The 20,267-nt window shown below is 68.0% G+C and carries 18 protein-coding genes; 10 read left to right on the top strand and 8 right to left on the bottom strand.

Translation table 11 applies throughout. The features are described 5' to 3' along the window. Window positions 1-19 precede the first annotated feature (19 nt). The 3 genes from OPU70_RS13015 to OPU70_RS13005 are packed head-to-tail and all read right to left on the bottom strand — an operon-like array spanning window position 20 to window position 3,347. Window positions 20-1,213, bottom strand: a complete 1,194-nt coding sequence (locus OPU70_RS13015; protein ID WP_498557969.1) for a DUF4350 domain-containing protein — start codon at window positions 1,211-1,213, stop codon at window positions 20-22. Continuing rightward, a complete protein-coding gene (locus OPU70_RS13010) occupies window positions 1,210-1,851 on the bottom strand; it encodes a DUF4129 domain-containing protein (protein WP_079112588.1) in 642 nt (213 codons plus the stop codon). The genes OPU70_RS13015 and OPU70_RS13010 overlap by 4 nt, the downstream gene beginning before the upstream one ends. After that, the gene (locus tag OPU70_RS13005) at window positions 1,848-3,347 is read right to left on the bottom strand and encodes a DUF7847 domain-containing protein (protein WP_498557968.1); all 1,500 of its coding nucleotides are present in this window, start codon (window positions 3,345-3,347) and stop codon (window positions 1,848-1,850) included. The genes OPU70_RS13010 and OPU70_RS13005 overlap by 4 nt, the downstream gene beginning before the upstream one ends. 95 nt (window positions 3,348-3,442) lie before the next feature. On the opposite strand from OPU70_RS13005, the gene mtrA reads away from it, so the two are divergent. From mtrA to hpf, 5 genes are all read left to right on the top strand, one after another. Further along, on the top strand, window positions 3,443-4,123 hold the full coding sequence (gene mtrA / locus OPU70_RS13000) for an MtrAB system response regulator MtrA (protein ID WP_042541929.1): 681 nt from the start codon (window positions 3,443-3,445) through the stop codon (window positions 4,121-4,123). Between the two features lie 7 nt (window positions 4,124-4,130). Next, window positions 4,131-5,807 (top strand): MtrAB system histidine kinase MtrB, encoded by a 1,677-nt coding sequence (gene mtrB, locus OPU70_RS12995; protein WP_042541928.1) that lies wholly within the window; start codon window positions 4,131-4,133, stop codon window positions 5,805-5,807. Beyond that, window positions 5,804-7,522 carry an LpqB family beta-propeller domain-containing protein gene (locus OPU70_RS12990; protein ID WP_042541927.1) on the top strand — a complete coding sequence of 573 codons (1,719 nt, stop codon included), beginning with the start codon at window positions 5,804-5,806 and terminating at the stop codon, window positions 7,520-7,522. The genes mtrB and OPU70_RS12990 overlap by 4 nt, the downstream gene beginning before the upstream one ends. Window positions 7,523-7,631: 109 nt before the next feature. Beyond that, window positions 7,632-8,324: a ComF family protein gene (locus OPU70_RS12985; protein WP_498557967.1), complete on the top strand. Its 693-nt coding sequence runs from the start codon at window positions 7,632-7,634 to the stop codon at window positions 8,322-8,324. Between the two features lie 94 nt (window positions 8,325-8,418). Further along, window positions 8,419-9,075: a ribosome hibernation-promoting factor, HPF/YfiA family gene (hpf, locus tag OPU70_RS12980; protein ID WP_042541925.1), complete on the top strand. Its 657-nt coding sequence runs from the start codon at window positions 8,419-8,421 to the stop codon at window positions 9,073-9,075. 65 nt (window positions 9,076-9,140) lie between these two features. Here hpf and OPU70_RS12975 read toward each other — a convergent pair whose 3' ends face one another. Next, window positions 9,141-10,478, bottom strand: a complete 1,338-nt coding sequence (locus OPU70_RS12975) for a coiled-coil domain-containing protein (protein WP_079112592.1) — start codon at window positions 10,476-10,478, stop codon at window positions 9,141-9,143. A gap of 63 nt (window positions 10,479-10,541) precedes the next feature. Then, window positions 10,542-11,144: a PadR family transcriptional regulator gene (locus OPU70_RS12970; protein WP_079112593.1), complete on the bottom strand. Its 603-nt coding sequence runs from the start codon at window positions 11,142-11,144 to the stop codon at window positions 10,542-10,544. A 164-nt stretch (window positions 11,145-11,308) separates the two neighbouring features. Here OPU70_RS12970 and secA point away from each other — a divergent pair, with 164 nt between their 5' ends. Both secA and OPU70_RS12960 read left to right on the top strand, forming a co-directional pair. Beyond that, window positions 11,309-14,116, top strand: coding sequence for a preprotein translocase subunit SecA (gene secA / locus OPU70_RS12965; RefSeq protein WP_498557966.1), 2,808 nt, complete (start codon window positions 11,309-11,311; stop codon window positions 14,114-14,116). Window positions 14,117-14,184: 68 nt separating this feature from the next. Further along, window positions 14,185-15,411, top strand: a complete 1,227-nt coding sequence (locus OPU70_RS12960) for a pyridoxal phosphate-dependent aminotransferase (protein WP_042541921.1) — start codon at window positions 14,185-14,187, stop codon at window positions 15,409-15,411. On the opposite strand, the gene OPU70_RS12955 is transcribed toward OPU70_RS12960, so the two are convergent. Both OPU70_RS12955 and OPU70_RS12950 read right to left on the bottom strand, forming a co-directional pair. Further along, entirely contained in the window at window positions 15,335-16,576 is a 1,242-nt protein-coding gene (locus OPU70_RS12955; RefSeq protein ID WP_052493011.1) for a CpaE/TadZ family protein, read from the bottom strand. The two genes, OPU70_RS12960 and OPU70_RS12955, sit on opposite strands and share 77 nt — an antisense overlap. Beyond that, window positions 16,573-17,193 (bottom strand): SAF domain-containing protein, encoded by a 621-nt coding sequence (locus tag OPU70_RS12950; protein WP_042541920.1) that lies wholly within the window; start codon window positions 17,191-17,193, stop codon window positions 16,573-16,575. The genes OPU70_RS12955 and OPU70_RS12950 overlap by 4 nt, the downstream gene beginning before the upstream one ends. Before the next feature lie 97 nt (window positions 17,194-17,290). Here OPU70_RS12950 and OPU70_RS12945 point away from each other — a divergent pair, with 97 nt between their 5' ends. Beyond that, window positions 17,291-17,569: a helix-turn-helix domain-containing protein gene (locus OPU70_RS12945; RefSeq protein ID WP_498557965.1), complete on the top strand. Its 279-nt coding sequence runs from the start codon at window positions 17,291-17,293 to the stop codon at window positions 17,567-17,569. Here OPU70_RS12945 and OPU70_RS12940 read toward each other — a convergent pair. Beyond that, entirely contained in the window at window positions 17,557-18,168 is a 612-nt protein-coding gene (locus OPU70_RS12940) for a hypothetical protein (protein WP_498557964.1), read from the bottom strand. The two genes, OPU70_RS12945 and OPU70_RS12940, sit on opposite strands and share 13 nt — an antisense overlap. Window positions 18,169-18,295: 127 nt before the next feature. On the opposite strand from OPU70_RS12940, the gene OPU70_RS12935 reads away from it, so the two are divergent. Further along, window positions 18,296-18,682: an Rv3235 family protein gene (locus OPU70_RS12935; RefSeq protein ID WP_181164351.1), complete on the top strand. Its 387-nt coding sequence runs from the start codon at window positions 18,296-18,298 to the stop codon at window positions 18,680-18,682. Between the two features lie 24 nt (window positions 18,683-18,706). Next, entirely contained in the window at window positions 18,707-20,191 is a 1,485-nt protein-coding gene (locus OPU70_RS12930; protein ID WP_042541917.1) for a sensor histidine kinase, read from the top strand. Window positions 20,192-20,267 lie beyond the last annotated feature (76 nt).

Here is a 20,267-nt window from a genome sequence, read left to right as displayed (position 1 = left end):
GTTCGGTGGGTTCGGCGGATCATTCGGATCTCCGCTCCGTGAAGGAGGAGGCGTCGACCGCGCTCTCGAGTTCTTGCAGGCGCCGCGCGAGGTCGATCAGCGATGGATCATCGGCAGGCGTCGCACCCCCGAGCAGGTCGTGCAGAGATCCGCGGGGGATGCGCAGCCGATCGGCCGCGGCATCCGCGACCTCCTCGGCGCCCGCGGTCACGGCGAGTCCGAGCCTGCGCGCGAGCCGACGCCTGCTGCCGTCGCGGATCGCCTCGGCCGCATGCGCGGCGTCGCCTGCCTTCGCTGTCAAGCGCGCCCGTCCGTGCATCGTCTCCGAGGCGCGCACGGTCACCGGAAGAGTCTCGGCGACGAGAGGTCCGAAGCGCTGTCCGCGCCACAGCGCTGCTGCGACGCCGGCGACCATGAGCAGCAGGATGGCGGGCGTCACCCACCCGGGCGTGAGCGAGCCGAGCGTGTCGTCGGTCTCGCCTTCGATGTCGGTGTCGTCGAAGCTGGGGACGTACCAGACGACCCGGTCGGTCTGACCGAGCAGAGCGAGTCCGAGGGCGGCGTTCCCGTCTTCCGCGAGGTAGGCGTTGCTGAAGAGACGCGCGCCCTCGACGACGGCGTGCGTCTTGCCGTCGGTCTCGTCGATGAGCACGGCCGCCGCGTCGCCCGCGCCGAAGCAGCCCTCCACGCCGTCGGCCGGCGTGAACAGTCGATCAGGGCGGATGGTGCCGACATCCGCGAACTCACGGGCGTCGCAGTCGGCCGGCACCGGAGTCGAGTCCGGCGTGGCGTTCTCGCCGATGCGCAGAAGGGTCAGCAGATGAGTGCTGCTCGAGAGGAACACGACTCGCTGGGCCGGTTCGATCAGCTCGGATATCGCGTAGTCGGAGAGCGTATAGGGATTGGCCATCACGAGTGTGGTGTCGTCGTCGAGCGCAGCTCGTGCCTCGTTCCGCGAGCGGAACACCGAGACCTCGACGCCGTTGTCCTCCAGGATCCGGGCGATGGCCATGGCTCCGGAATCGCCCACGCTCTCCGGATCGAGTGAGCCGCGTTGATCGGGCATGCGCACGCCGACCTGTATCGCCACGAAGACGCCGCCGAGAACGAGCGCCACGACGATCGCCCACCCGAGCAGCGACCGGGATCTTCTGCCGCGAGGCGCGCGTTCGGCCGTCGACGTCGGGGCATCGCGCTGCTCGACCACGCTCACGCGGGCACCGCCTCTGGGCGCAGCGCACTCAGACGGTCGTCGGTGGCCGCGAGCTCGGCGTAGCGCTCAGCAGTCGCGGGATGCCGGAGGTAGCGCACGTCGTCGAAGGAGATCGCAGCCTGGCGCACCGGTGTCGTCTCCGCAGGGAACACGACCGAGACCTCGCGCGCGATCGCCTGCGCGGTCGCTCCCGGGGAGGGATCGATGAGGTCGCGCTCGAGGAGCCCTCGGGCGAGCGCGCGGAATCGCAGGATGGTCGCCTCGTCCCAGTCGCCTCCGCGTGCACAGCGATCGGCATCGGCTCGCAGCTGCGCGGCCGAGCGGTCGTCGTCCGCGCCGAGGAGGCCGGACCCGGGCCGACGGACAGCCTGGGCGCGGCGCGGGCGGCCCCAGATGATGAGCGCCGCCACGAGGGCGCTGAAGACGACGATGCTCACGATGATCAAGGCGGAGGGCCCCACGCTGGCGCCGTTGTCGGAGCTGAACAGGTCGGCGAGGAATCGTCCGATGTCACGCGCGACGAGGTCGAACCAGGTGGGCTTCGCATCGGCGTAGCGCGGATCGGAGAGCTCCTGCTCGGCCCACTGCCGCGCATCGTCTCCGTCGGGGACCCACACGTCGTCGAGCGAGCGGATCATGCAGGTCCTTCGCTGCCGGCTCCGGGCGCGGCCCAGGTGGATTCGTCGGGGGAAGCCGGCGAAGCCGCAGGAGCCGGGGGAGCAGCAGGGGGCGAGTACGCGGGCGGCGCCGAGGCGCCCGCGGGCGACTGAGGCGGGGCAGGTGCGACCGCTCCCGGATACGGCGGCTGCGCCGGGTATGACTGCGCCGGGTATGACTGCGCCGGGTACTGCTGCGCCGGGTACTGCTGAGCGTAGGGCGGCCGCCCTGAGTTCGGCTGCGCCGGGTAGGGCTGCGCCGGGTACTGCGGCGCCGGGTATTGCTGGGCGTAGGGCGGCTGCCCTGAGTACTGCTGCGCGGGGTATGGCTGTGCCGGGTACTGCGGCATCTCATAACCGGCGGCCGTCATCGTGGCCCATTCCGGGATCTGCTTCGGCGGCGGAGCGCTCGAGACGGCGCGTGCCGGATCGACGGCGAACGGATCGCCGAGCTGCTCGTCCGTCCATCCGAGATCGCGTCTCTCGACGTGACTGATCAGTGCCTGATCGAGACCCTCGTACCGCATCCGGCTGTCGAGATACACCAGGGTCCCGGCGGTGCTCTGCACCACGAGGGTGATGGCCTGCAGCACGAGCAGCAGGATCTGCGGGGCGAGGAGCGCGAAGACGAATCCCATGATCGCCGCGGTGTCGGCAGAGCCGGTCGGAGCGATGGTCGACCCGAGCATCGAGCTCACCAGTGAGACGGGCAGATTCACGAGCTGCATCGCCACACCCATGATGGCGCCGATGAGGAAGGTGACTCCCCAGGCGATCCAGAAACGACCGCGGGTGAGGCGCCACGAGCGCACGAGCGCATCGCGGAACTTCGCTCGCTCGAGCACGAGGATCGACGGCACGAGGAGCAGTTTGGTCGTGAGCCAGACCATGAGGGGGACGATGGCGAGCAGCAGGACCACGATGAGGATGACGATGCCGCCGATGGCTTCGACGGAACCGCCGAGCCCACTCGCGACGAAGCCGGCGATGATGACGAAGAGGATCACGATCACGCCGAAGACGAAGATGACGGAGAGCGACGCGAACGCCGCGAGCCGCCAGAACGACGGGATCATCTTGCGCCAGAGGGTCTTGAGGCTCGCCTTCACCCCGATCGCGGCGAAGCCGACCTCGGCTGCGACGACGCCCTGCATCAGGGCGGTGAAGGCGACGGATGCGAGGCCCACGGCGATGCCGGCGACGATGTTCATCGCGATGGTGCCTGCGAACACGGCCTCGAAGTCCGCAGAGGAGGGCGACAGCGACTCGAGTCGCGTGAACGTGGTGACGAACACGAAGCCCATCACCGTGGCGCTCAGCACGACGACCGCCAGCTGGATCACGACCCCGAAGCCGAAGAGGACCTTGGGGTTGTGCCGCAGCGCGACGAACGACTTGCTCAGCAGCATCCCGAATGTCAGCGGATGCAGGGGGATGATGCCCTTCTTCGGGGCAGGGGTCCACGTCTGGCCGCTCACCGGCACTCCCTCCGTCGTGCGCTCCCATCGTGTCACAAGACCCGTCGGCGCGTAGACATGGGGGCTGTGGTACTGAGTGCCATAAGGTAACAGTTATGACCTCACGCATTCTTGTGGTCGACGACGACACCGCGCTCGCCGAGATGATCGGCATCGTGCTGCGCACCGAGGGCTTCGAGCCGGTGTTCTGCGCCGACGGTGCGCGGGCGGTCGATGAATGGCGCGCACAGCGCCCGGACCTCGTGCTGCTCGACCTGATGCTTCCAGGCATGGACGGCATCGAGATCTGCTCCCGGATCCGCGCCGAATCCGGCGTCCCTGTCATCATGCTCACCGCCCGCAGCGACACGGCAGATGTGGTGCGAGGGCTCGAGGTCGGAGCCGACGACTACATCGTCAAGCCCTTCAACCCGAAGGAGCTCGTCGCGCGCATCCGTACGCGGTTGAGGCCTACGTCGCAGAACGTGGGGGAGCAGCTGCGAGTGGGAGACCTCACCGTCGACGTCGATGCCCATGAGGTGCGCCGTGGCACGGCTCCCATCGCCCTGACGCCTCTGGAGTTCCAGCTGCTCGTCGCGCTGGCTTCGAAGCCGCAGCAGGTGTTCTCGCGAGAGATGCTGCTCGAGCAGGTCTGGGGCTATCACTACAAGGCCGACACGCGCCTGGTGAACGTGCACGTGCAGCGCCTGCGGGCGAAGGTCGAGCTCGACCCGGACAACCCCAAGATCGTCATGACGGTGCGGGGCGTCGGCTACCGTGCCGGGGGCGCGGGCTAGGACCACGATGGCCGCGACCACAGCGACCACCACGGCGGTCGCTGTCATCCGCGACTGGCGTGGTTGGCCGACCGTCCTCCGGGCGCTGTGGCGCAGTTCCCTGCGGTTCCGAACGCTGACGATCACGCTTCTGCTGACGTCGACGGCGATCCTGATCACCTGCGTGACCATGGCGCTCGTGATCCAGAGCGATCTCTTCGAGTCGCGCAAGAACGAAGCGCTCGAAGATGCGGCGCGCTCGGTGAATCAGGCTCAGGCGACCCTCGACGCCACTGCGCTCGGCGACGATCCGGCCGCCCTCCCCGAACTCTGGGACAGCGTGCAGGAAGACCTGGGACGCAATTCGACGGCCGAGGGCCTCGCCGGATTCCGCATGGAGGTCGACCCGGACATCCCGCTCAACGGCTTCACCGCAGGGCTCAGCGACAATCTGATCAGCTCCGGGCTGAGAAACAGGGTGGTCGAGTTCGACGATTGGCAGTCGTGGCAGTCCGTGTCGCTCGAGGTCGGCGGTCGGGAAGTCCCAGGGATCATCGTCGGCCAGCAGCTGCGAGTGCCCGAGGCCGGTCCGTTCGCGATCTACTTCGCCTACGACCTGGCCGATGCCGACAACACCCTGCTGTTCGTGCAGCGCACCCTCTGGGTCGCCGGCATCGGCCTCGTCGCCATCGTCGCCGCGATCTCCTTCATCGTTCTCCGCACGGTGTCGACCCCCATCGTCGAGGCCGCCGAGACGAGCGCGCGACTGGCCTCGGGCGACCTCGGAGTCCGCATCGACGTGCACGGCGAAGATGAGATCGCCACGCTCGGACGCTCCTTCAACGCCATGGCCGACAGCATCGAGTCCCAGATCAAAGAACTGGGCGAGCTGTCGCTCGTGCAGCAGCGCTTCGTGTCGGATGTGTCGCACGAGTTGCGGACTCCGCTCACCACGATCCGTCTCGCGGCCGACATGCTGAACGACCAGCGGGGTGCCTTCGACCCGACGACCGCACGCACCACCGAACTCCTCCACACGCAGGTGCAGCGGTTCGAGACTCTGCTGTCGGACCTGCTCGAGATCAGTCGCTACGACGCGGGCTCCGTGCAGCTCGAACTCGAGGCCACGAGTCTCGCGCATCTCGCCGAGGACATCATCGAGCAGATGCAGCCTCTCGCCGACGACCGGGGCAGCGAGCTGAGGCTCGTGGCACCGGGCGGGTACTCGCCGGTCGACATGGATCCGCGGCGTGTGCGCCGAGTGCTTCGCAACCTGATCGGCAACGCGATCGAGCACGGCGAGGGCAGGCCGATCGTGGTCACCGTCGACAGCAACCAGCACGCCGTGGCCGCCGGTGTCCGGGACTTCGGTCTCGGCATGGATCCGGCCGATGCGGAGCGGGTGTTCGACAGATTCTGGCGGGCGGACCCCTCTCGCCAGCGCACGCTGGGGGGCACGGGGCTCGGACTGTCGATCGCGCTCGGCGACGCGACTCTGCACGGTGGATCGCTCGATGTCTGGTCCGAGCTCGGGGTCGGCACGAACTTCGTGCTGACACTGCCTCGTCGGGGTGACGCGACGGAGGGCCCTTCGCCCATCCCCATCGAGCCTCAGGAGCGTCTCGGAGAACCCGGCGACGCCACGCAGCCGATCCAGCTCGCCGACGTTCCGGCCGAGCTCTTCGATCGAGGGAGCATCGAATGACGGCCAGGACCCGACGCACGCTGCGCGGGCTCGCTATCGCGACAGCTGCGCTTCTCCTGTCTGCGTGCACGGGCCTCCCGACGACCGGAGACGTACAGAGGGGCAATCCGCTCGGGGCGTCCCCGGAGGGTCAGGACTTCCTCCCGCTCGCCTCAGATCCCGTCGACGGCGCAGGCCCGGAGGAGATCGTCGAGGGCTTCATGGAAGCGGCGATCACTCCCGCTGACAACTGGGACACCGCTCGGAGATTCCTCACCCCGGAACTCGCGTCGACCTGGCGTCCGAACACCGGGGTGTCGATCGACGTGAGCGCCGCGACGCGTTCGTTCGTCTCGAACGTCGAGGACGACAGCGAGGCGGAGGACGGAGACACCGCCGACGTGCGAGTCGCCTTCGACCAGATAGCCAGCGTCGACGCGACCGGGGCCTACTCCGAGGCCTTCGGCGCCTCCAACTCCGCCTTCGTGGTCGAGCGCACGAAGGGCCAGTGGCGGATCGCCGAGGCTCCGGACGGTGTGGTGATCGACGAGTCGAGGTTCGCGCGGGTCTATGACGACTACGCACTGCAGTACTTCGACCAGACCTGGGAGCGTCTCGTGCCCGACGTGCGCTGGTTCCCCAGACGCGCCACGGTCGCCACGACCATCGCGCAGTCGCTGATCGGCGGGGCACCGCGGCCGTGGCTCGACCCCGCCGTGCAGAGCGCGTTCCCACAGGAAGTGCAGCTCGCCCGCGACGCCGTTCCGATCGACCCGGATCAGATCGCCGATGTCGCACTGAACCGAGCGGCCCTCGGTCTCGACCCCACGACCCTCGCACGCATGCGCACGCAGCTTCAGGCCACCCTCGTCGCTGCGGGGGTGCAGATCGACCAGGTGCGTTTCACGGTCGACGGGCGGGCGTTGGAAGCCGGTGTCGTCGAGGTCGTGACCGATACGGCGGATGCAGGCAGTCTCGTGATCAAGGACGGGACGTTCGGGATGCTGGTGGGTGGCGAGATCACCCCGATCCCGGGTGTCACGGATCAGATCCTCAACGCGGGTCAGCCGGTCACAGCGATCGACGTGTCGGTCGACAGCTCTCGCGCGGCCGTGCAGCTGATCGACGGGCATGTGTGGCTCGCTGGAGACGGCGGCTTCGATGAACTGGATGCGCGCCCGTCGCTGGTGCGGCCGTCGCTGGACCCCTACGACTACACCTGGTCGGTGCCCTCGAATGCGCCTGCCGCTCTGCAGGCGATCGGGAGCGACGTCGCCCCGCAGACCATCGCGGGCGCGTGGCCCGAGGCGTCGACGGTCTCCGCCATCCGAGTCTCCGCCGATGGCGCCCGAGTGGCTGCAGTCGTCGTGATCGGAGGAGAACGCTGGATCGTCGTCTCCTCGGTGATCCGCGACGAGACAGGACTGCCCACCGAACTCGGCCCGACCGAGCCGATCGCGCAGCTCGACGGCAGCGCCGTGGGGCTGGTCTGGCTGGGGGCCGACCGCCTGGGCCTGCTGACCGACCCGGGCGACCGGATGGTCGTCACGCAGGTGGTCGGAGGGCCGGGCGAGACCGAGGTCGGCCCGACGGGCGCGGTGTCGATCGCGGGTGCGCGAGCCGCCACCGGCCTGCGGGTCCTCGGCGCCGAGGGTGCTGTGTTCGCGCGAACCGGGTCGGCGTGGAGCGAATCGGTCACGGGAGTCTCGCTTCTCGCCACCCGAGCAGGTCACTGAGCGCGACTGCCTCTGCACGGCGGGCCTGTGAGGGCTGAGCACTCACAGCCGGCGGGTTCCGCACAGGGCTGCGGTCAAGAGGCCTCGGCCGGTGCGGCAGGATCGACGGATGCTCTCGCATCCGCTCGCCCGTGCCATCGGTGTGGAGGTGCTCGCTCTGCTGCTCGCAGCGACCTGCGCAGGCTGCGGTCGCCCTGAGACGATGCTGTGCGACGCGTGTCGAGAGGGCATCCGAGCAGCGCCCTTGATGCGACGCACGCCGAGCGGCCTGCTCGTCCGGGCCGCCATGCCGTTCGAGTCCATCGCGTCCCGGTGCATCCGCAGGCTCAAGGATGACGGCGAGACGATGCTCGCGCGCCCGCTCGGAGCGGCGTTGGGTGAGGTTCTCGCGGGCATCGTCGATGCGCAGGCCGAGCTCGATGACCTGGTGCGTCTGGTGCCGATCCCCACGTCGCAGAGTGCGTTCCGACGACGGGGCTACCGGGTTCCCGATCTGCTGATCAGGCGGGCGGGTGCGGCGCCGGATCGCCTGCTCGTGCGGAGGGGGCGACGTGCGGATCAGCGCGGACTCGACTCGGCGAGCAGGGCGGAGAACGTGCGGGGGAGCATGCGATCACGACCGGCCACCGGGGGCGGGGCGATCGTGCTCGTGGACGACGTCGTGACCACGGGAGCGACTTTCGACGAAGCGGCTCGCACGCTGAGAGAGGCCGGCGCCCGGGTCGTCTCGGCGGTCGCGCTCGCCGCGACACCCCGTCTCGGCGAACGGAATGCGAACGCATCGGAGACACGCAGCAAATGACCCGTGACATCGGAGGTCAGGCGGACTACCGTTGGGGGTCACAAGGCGACCACGGTCCGCCCTTGGCCGGGAGGACCGGGACAAGGAGGCAGCAATGGAAACGAGCATCGTTGGCGTCGGGGTGGGTATCACCGACCGATTCCGCACCGTTGTCGAAGAGAAGATCGCCAAGATCCAGACGTTCGCGTCCCGTGCGCAGCGGCTGGATGTCAAAGTCACCCACCGGGTGTATCGCAACGGTCATGTGCCGGATGAGACCGTCGAGCTGACGCTCATCAGCAAGGGGCCCGTCGTTCGCGCCGAGGCCACGGACGGAGACAAGTTCGTCGCACTCGACATGGCCGTCGACAAGATGGCCGAACAGCTTCGTCGGGCCAAGGAGAAGCGAGTCGACGGACGCCAGCATCCGCGTGGGGCGCACTTCGAGAAGGAGAGCGGTGCGCTCGAGGGCATCGACGTCCAGCCGGCATCGGTGGAGGTCCTTCGCGCGGTCGCGACGGGCGCTGTGCCGATCCAGAACGACGACGACGAGGTCTACTCGCCGGTGGTCATCCGCACCAAGAACTTCGGAGCGGAATGGATGACCGTCGAAGAGGCCGTCGACCGGATGGAGCTGGTCGGGCACGACTTCTTCCTGTTCGTCGACGTGCGCACCGATCACCCGAGCGTCGTCTACCGCCGCAAGGGCTGGGACTACGGTGTGATCGCGCTCGAGACGCAGGCTCCGCCCACTGAGGCACTCGCCTCCTGAGGCTGATACGACGACGGCCCGGCTCCAGAAGGAGTCGGGCCGTCGTCATGTGCTGAGGATGCGGGTCAGTCGAAGATTCCGTCGAGAATGCTCCCGATGACCAGGCCGCCCAGAATCCCGGAGGCGACGTCGCTGCCCCCGCCGCGTCGGCCGCCGCCGCTCCAGCCGCCTCCGCCCCAGCCGTCGCCGCCACCCCAACCCTGGTCCTGCGGACGGGATGAATCGATGTCCCGCTGCGCGAGCTGCAGGGCTTCCGAGGCGAGGTGCGCGACGCGCCGAGCGCTGGCCAGCGCTTCATCGCGGGTCTCTTCCGCCGGAAGCAGGTCTGAGAGATCGACGCGCAGCCTCTCGGCCTCTGCGAGGCGAGTGCGGGCATCCGCACCGATCCAGCCCCTGTGCCCTGCGATGAGTCCGCGAGCGACGCCCAGCTGACGATCCGCGTCGTCGATCGCGTGCTGCACCTGCTGGATGCTGGGCAGCGGGTGCGCTTCACGGTGGCGGGCGGTGGCGATCGCATCGTCGAGCGCGGTGTTCGCCTCGCGCAGCCGCGACAGTTCCGCGAAGGGGTCACCGGGTGAGCCTGCGGGCGACAGTGCGCTGAGTGCGTCCTGGAGGGCGGAGACCGCAGCGGTGACCGCCGGCACCTGCGGAGCGGTCCGGGCTGCGATGAGGTCACTGCGCGAGTCAGCGACGACCTCCGCGAGGGTCGACTCCGCGCGCAGCGCCTCGATCTCGAAGTCCTCGACGGCATCCAGCAGAGCGGAGGCGCGGCGCGTCGCCTCGGTCGCGGTCTCGAGGGCGAGGTTCGCCTCCTCGTTCTGCTTCGCGGCGCGTCGACGCTCCGACACGGCGGCGCCATGAGTGGCGAAGGCGATCAGCTGCTCGGCTTCCGCGGCGCTGGCCGCGATCTGGTGCATCGCCGAATCCGCGTATCGCGAGGAGAGGCGGGCGACGGTCTCGTTGGTCTGCGGGATCCGCGCGCTCAGCGTCTCGGCATCCGCTCGCACCTGGGCGATGACCTCGGGCGCTCGACGCACCTTCGAGATCGATGTCGCGAGGTCCGACGTCTTCTCATCGAGCAGGTCCTGCGCCCAGTCGCACAGCTGCATGATCCGCGCGTTGCGGGTGCGGAGCTCCTCTGGAGTGTCGGGGATCTCGTCGTGGTTGAGCTGGTGGAGCTGAAAAGCCTCGCGCAGGTGAGTGCGCACCGCGCTCAGCGCCTTCTTCAGATCCCGAGTCAGCTGCTCGCCGAGCTCGGCCTCCGCGAACGCCAACTCGTCGGAGGTGCTCCTGATGCGCTCGTCAGCGGAGACGAGTGCCTGCTCTGCGCGGCGAGCCAGGTCGGCGTCCTGTGCGGCCAGTTGTTCCTGCTCGCGCTTGCGTCTGCCCCATATTCCAGCCATAGGACTGATCCTAGTTTCCCGGGCGACGTCACTGGCTGTGCATACGCTTGAGGCGAACTGCGCTCAGGCGAGCGCCGCGACCTCTGTCCTCGACGGACGGCCGCGCTTCGGTCGCTCGGTCGTGAGCTCCAGAGCGAGCGCGTGCTGGGGATGCTGTGCGAGACGGGTCTGCACATGGTCGAGCCAGCGGAGCTCTGCCTCTGCGGTGAAGATCATCGAGTCGACGACGAGCGACCACGCGAGCCCCTGGGGACTGTCGTCCTCGCGTGACTCCCTCGCCGTGGTGAGCTCCCCGAGATGCTCTTCAGACGCCGCGCGCTGGGTCTCGATCACGCGAGTCGCATCCGCGCCGGGAAGCGTCGCCGCGACGGCCAGCTTGATCGCGAGCTCGTCGCGGGTGGCCTGGCTCCGCGCGACGGGGGAGGCCAGCCAACGGTCGACCTCGAACGACCCGGCGTCGGTGATCTCCCAGTACACGTGGCCCTGCAGATCGGCGGCTCCACGCTCGACGAGTCCGTCGCGCTCGAGGCGCTCGAGCGTGTTGTAGATCTGACCGACGTTGAGCGGCCAGACCGAGCCGGTGCGTCGGTCGAACTCGTGACGGAGCTGGTAGCCGTAGCAGGGGCCCTGCGCGAGGATCGCGAGCAGACTCTGTCGGACCGACATGTGGACCTCCCGGTGTCGAGGAACAATATATACATACTCGGAAACGTCATGGCGGCGCGCCATGCGGACGACGTCCAGGTCACGGACGGGTAACATGACAAGGTATGCCTGGCACGCGCCCGACAAGCGGCGCCGCCGGAACCATCGACAGGGAGATGACATCTGTGGCGAATCCTCTTGAGAAGCTGCTGCGCGCTGGAGAAGGGCGGGTCATCCGTCGCCTGAACCAGGTGGTCAAGGCCGTGAACGCGCTGGAAGAGGACATCTCCAAGCTCACGGACGACGAACTGCGCAACGAGACCGCCGAGCTGCGCGAGCGGTTCGCGAAGGGCGAGTCTCTCGACCAGCTCATGCCCGAGGCGTTCGCCGCGGTGCGTGAGGCGGCGAAGCGCACGCTCGGCATGCGTGCGTACGACGTGCAGATCATGGGTGGTGCCGCACTCCACCTCGGCAACATCGCCGAGATGAAGACCGGTGAGGGAAAGACCCTGGTCGCCACATTCCCGGCTTACCTGAATGCGATCGCGGGCGAGGGCGTCCACGTGATCACGGTAAACGACTTCCTCGCGAGCTACCAGGCCGAGCTCATGGGCCGCGTGTACCGGGCACTCGGCATGTCGACGGGCATCATCGTCTCCGGTCAGACGCCGGCTGTCCGCCGCGAGCAGTACGCGTCTGACATCACCTACGGGACGAACAACGAGTTCGGCTTCGATTACCTTCGCGACAACATGGCGTGGCGCAAGGAAGACCTCGTCCAGCGTGAGCACTACTTCGCGATCGTCGACGAGGTCGACTCGATCCTCATCGACGAGGCTCGGACGCCGTTGATCATCTCGGGCCCCTCGTCAGGTGAGGCCAACCGCTGGTTCGCCGAGTTCGCGAAGATCGCCCGCACCCTCGAAGCAGGCGTCGACTACGAGGTCGACGAGAAGAAGCGCACCGTCGGCGTGCTCGAACCCGGCATCGAGAAGGTCGAGGACTACCTCGGCATCGACAACCTCTACGAGTCCGCGAACACCCCGCTGATCTCGTTCCTCAACAACTCGATCAAGGCTCTCGCGCTCTTCAAGAAGGACACCGACTACGTCGTCATGAACGACGAGGTCATGATCGTCGACGAGCACACCGGCCGCATCCTGGTCGGCCGCCGCTACAACGAGGGCATCCATCAGGCCATCGAGGCGAAGGAGGCCGTGCCGGTCAAGGCCGAGAACCAGACTCTCGCCACCGTCACGCTGCAGAACTATTTCCGTCTCTACGACAAGCTCGCCGGCATGACCGGTACCGCCGAGACCGAGGCGGCCGAGTTCATGTCGACCTACAAGCTCGGCGTCATCCCGATCCCCACGAACCGGCCGATGATCCGCAAGGATCAGTCGGATCTGGTCTACAAGAACGAGACCGCCAAGTTCGCCCAGGTCGTCGAGGACATCGCCGAGCGCCACGCGAGCGGCCAGCCGGTGCTGGTCGGCACCGTCAGCGTGGAGAAGAGCGAGTACCTGTCGCGACTCCTCGCGAAGAAGGGCGTCAAGCACGAGGTCCTGAACGCGAAGAACCACGCGCGCGAGGCCGAGATCGTGGCACGCGCCGGACGCCTCGGCGCCGTCACCGTCGCCACCAACATGGCCGGCCGTGGAACCGACATCATGCTCGGCGGCAACGCCGAGTTCCTCGCCGTGCAGGAACTCAAGGGCAGAGGGCTCGACCCGGTCGAGACGCCCGAGGAGTACGAGGTCGCGTGGGACGAGACCTACGAGTCGATGAAGGCGATCGTGGCCGAGGAGGCCGAGAAGGTCATCGAGGCCGGCGGCCTCTACGTCCTGGGCACCGAGCGCCACGAGTCGCGTCGGATCGACAATCAGCTGCGAGGCCGTTCCGGTCGTCAGGGCGACCCGGGTGAGAGCCGCTTCTACCTGAGCCTCACCGACGACCTGATGCGTCTCTTCCAGTCGGGGGCCGCCGAGGCGATCCTGGCTCGAACCAACTTCCCCGACGACGTCCCGATCGAGTCGGGTCTCGTGTCGCGGGCCATCCGCAGCGCCCAGTCGCAGGTCGAGTCCCGCAACGCCGAGATGCGAAAGAACGTCCTCAAGTACGACGACGTCCTGAACCGTCAGCGTGAGGCGATCTACGCCGACCGTCGCCACATCCTGCAGGGCGACGACATCGCCGACCGGGTGCAGCACTTCATCGAAGACGCGATCAGCGGCGTGGTGCGGGATCACACAGGCGAGGGGCACAACGAGAGCTGGGACTTCGACGCACTCTGGACGGAGCTCAAGACGCTCTACCCGGTCAGCGTGACGATCGACGAGGTCGTGTCCGAGGCCGCCGGCCGCAAGGGCGGTATCACTGCGGACGGTCTGACCCGCGAACTGCTCTCGGACGCGAAGATCGCCTACGAGACCCGCGAAGAGTCACTCGGAGAAGCGGCCACCCGTGAGCTCGAGCGTCGTGTCGTGCTCCAGGTGCTCGACCGTCGCTGGCGCGATCACCTCTACGAGATGGACTATCTCAAAGACGGCATCGGTCTTCGCGCGATGGCGCAGCGCGACCCGCTCATCGAGTACCAGCGCGAGGGCTACGCGATGTTCCAGTCGATGATGGGCCAGATCAAGGAGGAGTCCGTCGGGTACCTCTACAACCTCGAGGTCGAGGTCCGCCGGGCGGGCGACTCGCAGACTGCCGAGGTCGAGGCCAAGGGCCTCGCCGAAGGCGGCGGAGACCAGCGCCTCGAGTACTCAGCGGCGAACGATGCCGGCGAGGTCGAGGTCCGAGACGACCGAGGACAGGTTCAGCAGGCTGCGACCGAGAAGCTCCGTCAGGCGGCCGCCGCGCGTCAGGCGCCGGCCGAGCCGGCCGAGGCCGAGGATGCTCCGCGCGGTGCGTTCGGCCAGCGCACGGAGGCCCCCGCAGCACCTGCCGGCAACCGTGAGCAGCGCCGGGCGCAGAGCAAGAAGAAGAAGTAGCCAGGAAGTTCGATGAGGGGCCGGTCCGGATGGATCGGCCCTTCTTCGCGTCATTGTAGGCTTGCGCAATGACACCAACGCGCCACTTCGACCAGTCGTCGAAGCTCAAGAACGTCCTGTACGAGATCCGTGGAAACACGCTCGTCGAGGCGGCGCGGCTCGAGGCCGAGGGACACCGGATCCTCAAGCTCAACACGGGAAACCCCGCCATCTTCGGCTTCGAGGCACCCCACCAGATCGTGCACGACATGCTCGCGGCGCTTCCGACCGCGCACGGATACAGCGACAGCAAGGGGATCATCTCGGCACGCCGCGCCGTGGTCAGCCGGTATGAGGAGATCCCCGGGTTCCCCCGGTTCGATCCCGAGGACGTCTTCCTCGGAAACGGCGTGTCCGAGCTCATCACGATGACGATGCAGGCGCTCCTCGACGAGGGCGATGAGGTGCTCATCCCGGCCCCCGACTATCCGCTGTGGACTGCCATGACGAGTCTGGCTGACGGCACTCCCGTGCATTACCTCTGCGACGAGGACAACGGCTGGCAGCCCGACCTCGAGGACATCCGATCGAAGATCACTCCTCGCACCAAAGCACTCGTGATCATCAACCCCAACAACCCGACCGGCGTGGTCTACTCTCGCGAGGTCCTCGAGGGGATGGTTCAGATCGCGAGGGAGAACCAGCTGCTGCTGCTGTCCGATGAGATCTACGACCGCATCCTGTTCGACGGTGCGGTGCACATCCCGACAGCCACGCTGGCGCCTGATCTCCTGTGCCTGACGTTCAACGGGCTCTCGAAGACCTATCGAGTCGCCGGATTCCGGTCCGGATGGCTTGTGATCACCGGGCCGCAGGACCACGCGAAGGGGTTCCTCGAGGGGATCAACCTCCTCGCGTCCACGCGCCTCTGCCCGAACGTCCCCGCGCAGTACGCGGTGCAGGCGGCTCTCGGGGGAGTGCAGTCGATCGATGCGCTGATCGCTCCGACCGGACGCCTGCACGAGCAGCGCGACATCGCGTGGGAGGGGCTCGAGTCGATTCCCGGTGTCTCCTGCGTCAAGCCGGTCGGTGCCCTGTACGCCTTCCCTCGTCTCGACCCGAATGTCCACGAGATCAGGGACGATGCGAAGCTGGTCTACGACCTGTTGGTCTCCGAGCACATCCTTCTCGTGCAGGGGACCGGCTTCAACTGGCCGACGCCCGACCACCTCAGGCTGGTCACGCTCCCCGAGCCTCGTGTGCTCGCAGAAGCCGTCGAGCGCCTCGGGAACTTCCTCTCGAGCTACCGCCAGTAGACGTGTGCGACGTCGCCGAGCTGTACGTCTCGGCGATGCGACGCACGCCGGCGATCAGGGTCGAACGCGGGGTGAGGTCTGCCATCGGGCGGGCGTGCAGCAGAGCGGAGTCAGCGGCGCGCTGATCGAACGGCAGGAACGCGATGTCGGTGATGCCCGCGAATCTCTCGAGAGTGCGCCGGATCTGACCACGCGCGTCGATGCCCAGGGGGCCGGGTCGGACGCGGTTCACCACGACCCTGATGGGCGTGGGGGCCGTGAGTCGTCGGAGCTCGGCATGCTCCCTCACGAAGCGACTGATGCCGAGCGGGTCGGCCGACGCGACCGCGATGATCGCATCCGCCTCCTGCAGCGCCGCGACCGTGGCCGCGTGACGGCGCGGTCCGGCGAGGTCGTAGGTCGCTTCGTCGTCCGCGTCGAAGGCGCTCGCCACGTCGACGACGGTCTCCTCCGCCCAGCTGCGGCAGGCGCGCAGAGTGGTCTGCAGACGACTCGCTCCGAGTTCCGGCCAGCGCCCTGGCCGATTGATGCCGCCGAGGACCTCGATCTCGCCTGCGCTCGTCGCGAGGATCGTCGCCAGCCTCGTGAGCTCGGCTGAGTCGAGTGCGCCGAGTTCTGCGCGTCGGCACGCGGCGGCGATGCCGGGCGCATCGTCGCTGAGCCCCAGAAGCAGCGCAAGTGACGGAGCGACGGTGTCGGCATCGACCAGGGCGGCGCGCCGCCCCGTCCGGCAGAGTTCGACGGCGAGTTGGATCGCGATGGTCGACCTGCCAGGGGCGCCGGAGGGGCCCCAAACGACCGTGACGCGATGCGGAGGTGATGCTTCATGCCCGGTGATGCGCGGGATATCAGCGGTGAGTGCTGCCGCGACTTCCCAGCCGTTCGCATCAGCCGGAAGCGCGGTGGTGAGTCCGTAGCGTCCGAGCAACCTGCTGTCGCTGTCGCCGAGCGGGATGATCCGCACGCCAGCCCTGTCGCACTCGGCGACGAGCTCGGATGTCAGAACGGCGCGGGTGGCGACGACGATGGCCGCATCGACGCCTTCGGGCAGAGGAAGGACTCTGTTCGGCGGCACGACGGAGACCACAGTGATCCCCTCCATCTCGAGCTCGTCGGCCAGACCTCGCGCGCGGGCTTCCGGAACAGCGACGAGGACCGAGGTCATGAGGTCGAACCGATCGGCACGACCGAGAGGACAGAGCCGCCGGTGATCGCGGCCAGCACCTCGGCGACATCCGCTCGGTCGATCACGACCTCGGCGGTCGTGCCGTCGGCCGAGAGCATCCCCTCCGCCTTCGTGACCGATGTGACGATGGCGTCGGCCACGAGGATACGAGGCGGACCCTGACTGCCGCTGTCGTCGACCGGTGGCGAATGCCAGAGCTCGATGACGCTCCCGGCGGCGACATCGGCCGGGATCCCCGTGCTGCTCTCGACGACGATCGTGGTCGTCCTGTTGGCATCGGCGCTCTCAGCGGCAGAGGTGGCCAGGAGCTCTCCTGCGAAGACCGTGCGGGACGCGACCTGGCCGGCGTGCAGCTCTTGCGGTGCCAGGTAGCGGTCCGTCACCGTGCCGAGTCCGACTTCGACCACTTGGAAGTCTTCCGAGACGAGCGCTTCACCGAGAGCGATCGTGCGCGTCGCCTGAAGCACCGGCGTCGTGGTGCCGGAGGAGGAGACGACGGCCCACACGCCGCCGATCGACAACGCGACGACCGCGATGCCGATCAGAAAACGGGCGTCACCCCAGACGGCGCGGCGGGAACGGACGAACTTGCTCATGTCGACATGGTCACAGAAATCGATGAGCCCGTTCGAGACTTATCCACAGCATCGGATCGGCGCTGGTGCTCCGGCACGGCAGGAGGACAATGGGAGCATGCCTCATTCCTCTCAGCCCGCGCAGGGCTTCCTCGCGCCGGCCCAGGTGGCGGAGCTGCTGAGCATCGAGGTCGACGAAGTCATCGAGCTCGTCTACGAGGGGCGTCTGCGCGGGTCCAAGCTCGGCACACCGGCCAGATGGCGCATCGAGGAGTCGAGCCTTTCGGAGTATCTCGACGAGCAGTCGGAAGAGGCCAGACGGATGGCCCTGTGGCGTCAGGCCAACGAGGCGAGCTTCCCGGAGGTCTGGGGTACATCCCGCCGTCACGGCATCTGATCTCCGACGGTCTGCACCGAGGACACCGCGGCGAACGGGATGATCTGAAAGCTGCGGACGGCCGAGGCGATCCGCGCCTCGCCAGGATCATGCAGAGCGAGGTCCAGATGATCCGCTCCCGCCCTGTCGATCGTTCCGTGCATGTCGGAGTCGTCGACGCTGACTATTCGCACCGGCACCCGCCGCCTGGCGAGATCACGCAGAACGAAGCCGAGCGACATGCGCTCGCGGAGCACAGGCGCGGAGCCGTCATGCTCGTCCAGACTGGACAGCAGCAGGCCATGATCGACGGTCAGCCCGCGCACCGCGTGCAAAGGAACGATCAGGGTCGACCGCGTCGTGGTCGATTCCTCGGCCTGCGCGATCGTCGCGGCGATCCAATCCGAGCCGAGCGCGTCGAGCCGGGCCCGCACACGAGTTCCGCCGGGCAGGTCGATGGTCGTCGGAGCTGCTGCGGAGCAGAGAACCCTGAGACGGCTGCGAAGCTCGAGTCGCGAGATGCGCAATCGTTCGGATTCGGCATCCAGCGCCGCGCGCTCGCTCTCCCACTCCGAGGCGAGCTGGCCTTCGAGGTCTTCGAACAGTCGATCCCAGTGCACGCGCCCCACCGTAAGCGATGTCCGGGAAGGCATGTACGAGTTATCCACATAGATCCCGAACGCGACCCGAACGGCGGCTGGACGCATGCTCTACTTGGCGCAGTCTTCCCGATGGAGAGTGCCTCAGATGATGCTTCACGAGTACTTCGCACCGCAGCCGACGCCTCGCGCCGAGCTGCCGGATCCGCATCCGCTGCTGCGGAGCCTCACACAGGGCGTGCTCGAGGTGCTCGCGGGAGTCAGAGAAGTCGATCAGCTCGCCCGCTGGTTCAATGAAGACGCGTACCGGAGCCTGGTGACGCGGGCGAACCTCTCGGCGAGGGCGCGCAGCGCGAGGGGGGTCTCGCCTGCGCGCCCGACTTTCGAGATCCTCTCGATCCGCGTGACAGAACCCGTCGACGGCAAGGTCGAAGCAGTCGTCGTCGTCGCGGGGCCGGGCCGCACCCGGGCGGTGGCGATCCGTCTCGAAGGACTCGACCGTCGCTGGCGTGCGACGTCGCTGGCCGTTCTCTGAGGCTGCGCGCTCTAGGCTGGTGGGGTGTCAACGCTCAGCGACCTCGCCAATGCCCAGGGCCGTCTTGCCGACAACGATGTCGAGTGGCTGCACCGACTCGCCGGTGACGGTCAGCTTCTCGCGGACCTCGCCTCGGCGGACATCGTGGTCTGGATCGAGACCGACGACGGATCGTTCGTCGCCGTCGCGCACGCGCGTCCGAGTGGAGCAGCCACCCTTTTCTATCGGGACATCGTCGGCGAGCGAGTGCGCCCTCAGTGGCGTACGCAGGTGCAGGGGGCGTTCGAATCCGCGGAGATCGTCGACTCGTCGTCGCCGGACTGGTTCGAAGAGACCCCGACGCGTGTTCGAGCTGTGCCGATCGTCAACGAACGTCGCGGCGGAGAGCACCAGGCCGTGGTCATCGGCGTCGTCACCCGGCACACGAACCTCGGCGAGGCCCGGACCCCGTCTCGGCAGCAGATCACGTTCGACGAGTGCGCCAACGACCTCTTCCGCATGATCGCCGACGGAAGCTTCCCGGATCCGGCGGCTCCGACCTCCCCTCGCCGCGGCGCGCCGCGCGCGTCCGACGGCCTGATCCGCATCGACGTCGACGGGATCACGACGTTCGCAAGCCCGAACGCACTCTCGGCGTTCAATCGCATGGGGTTCGATGACGAGCTCGAGGGCGAATCCCTCGCAGAGGTCACCACGAGGCTCGTGCCGCCGTCCCGACAGGTCGACGAGTCGCTGCCCGTCGTCGTGACCGGACGCGCGCCGTGGCGGACCGACATCGAAGCGCGCGGTGTCACCGTGTCGCTGCGCGCGATCCCGCTCAAGGATCACGGAACCCGCATCGGCGCCATCCTGCTGTGCCGGGATGTCTCGGAGCTGCGCCACCAGGAGCAGGAGCTGATCACCAAGGACGCGACGATCCGCGAGATCCACCACCGAGTCAAGAACAATCTGCAGACTGTCGCGTCGCTGCTTCGGATCCAGGCACGACGCACGCACTCCGACGAGGCGCGCGATGCGCTGACTCAGGCGATGAGACGCGTCGACTCGATCGCCGTCGTGCACGACACGCTCGCCCAGGGCCTGACGCAGAAGGTCGACTTCGACGAGGTGTTCCATCGCGTCCTCAAGCTCGTGGCCGAGGTCGCATCGGCACCGAACACCCGCGCGCGCACACGGTCGACCGGTCGCTTCGGCGTCCTGCCGAGCGAGTATGCCACGCCGCTGGCTCTCGCTCTCACCGAGGTCGTCACGAATGCCGTGGAGCACGGTCTCGCAGGGCAAGAGGGCATGGTCACGATCGATGCGGCGCGCACCGAGGAGAATCTGCGCGTCACGGTGCATGACACCGGCAAGGGCCTGCCGGAGGGGCGGATCGGTCAGGGACTGGGAACGCAGATCATCCGCACCCTCATCCAGGGCGAGCTCAGCGGCTCGATCGAATGGCGGGGGAGCGAAGGCGAGGGGACCGAGGTCGTCATCGACATCCCGCTTCGCTGGCTGACGAAGTAGCCGGAGGATCGGCCACAGCGTCGAGCGGAGACACAGAAGCGGGGGGGGGGGGGGGGGGGGGGGGGGGGGGGGGGGG

This window comes from Microbacterium sp. SWDP-B6, assembly GCF_059803615.1.
This window is presented reverse-complemented; position numbering and strand designations above follow the sequence as displayed.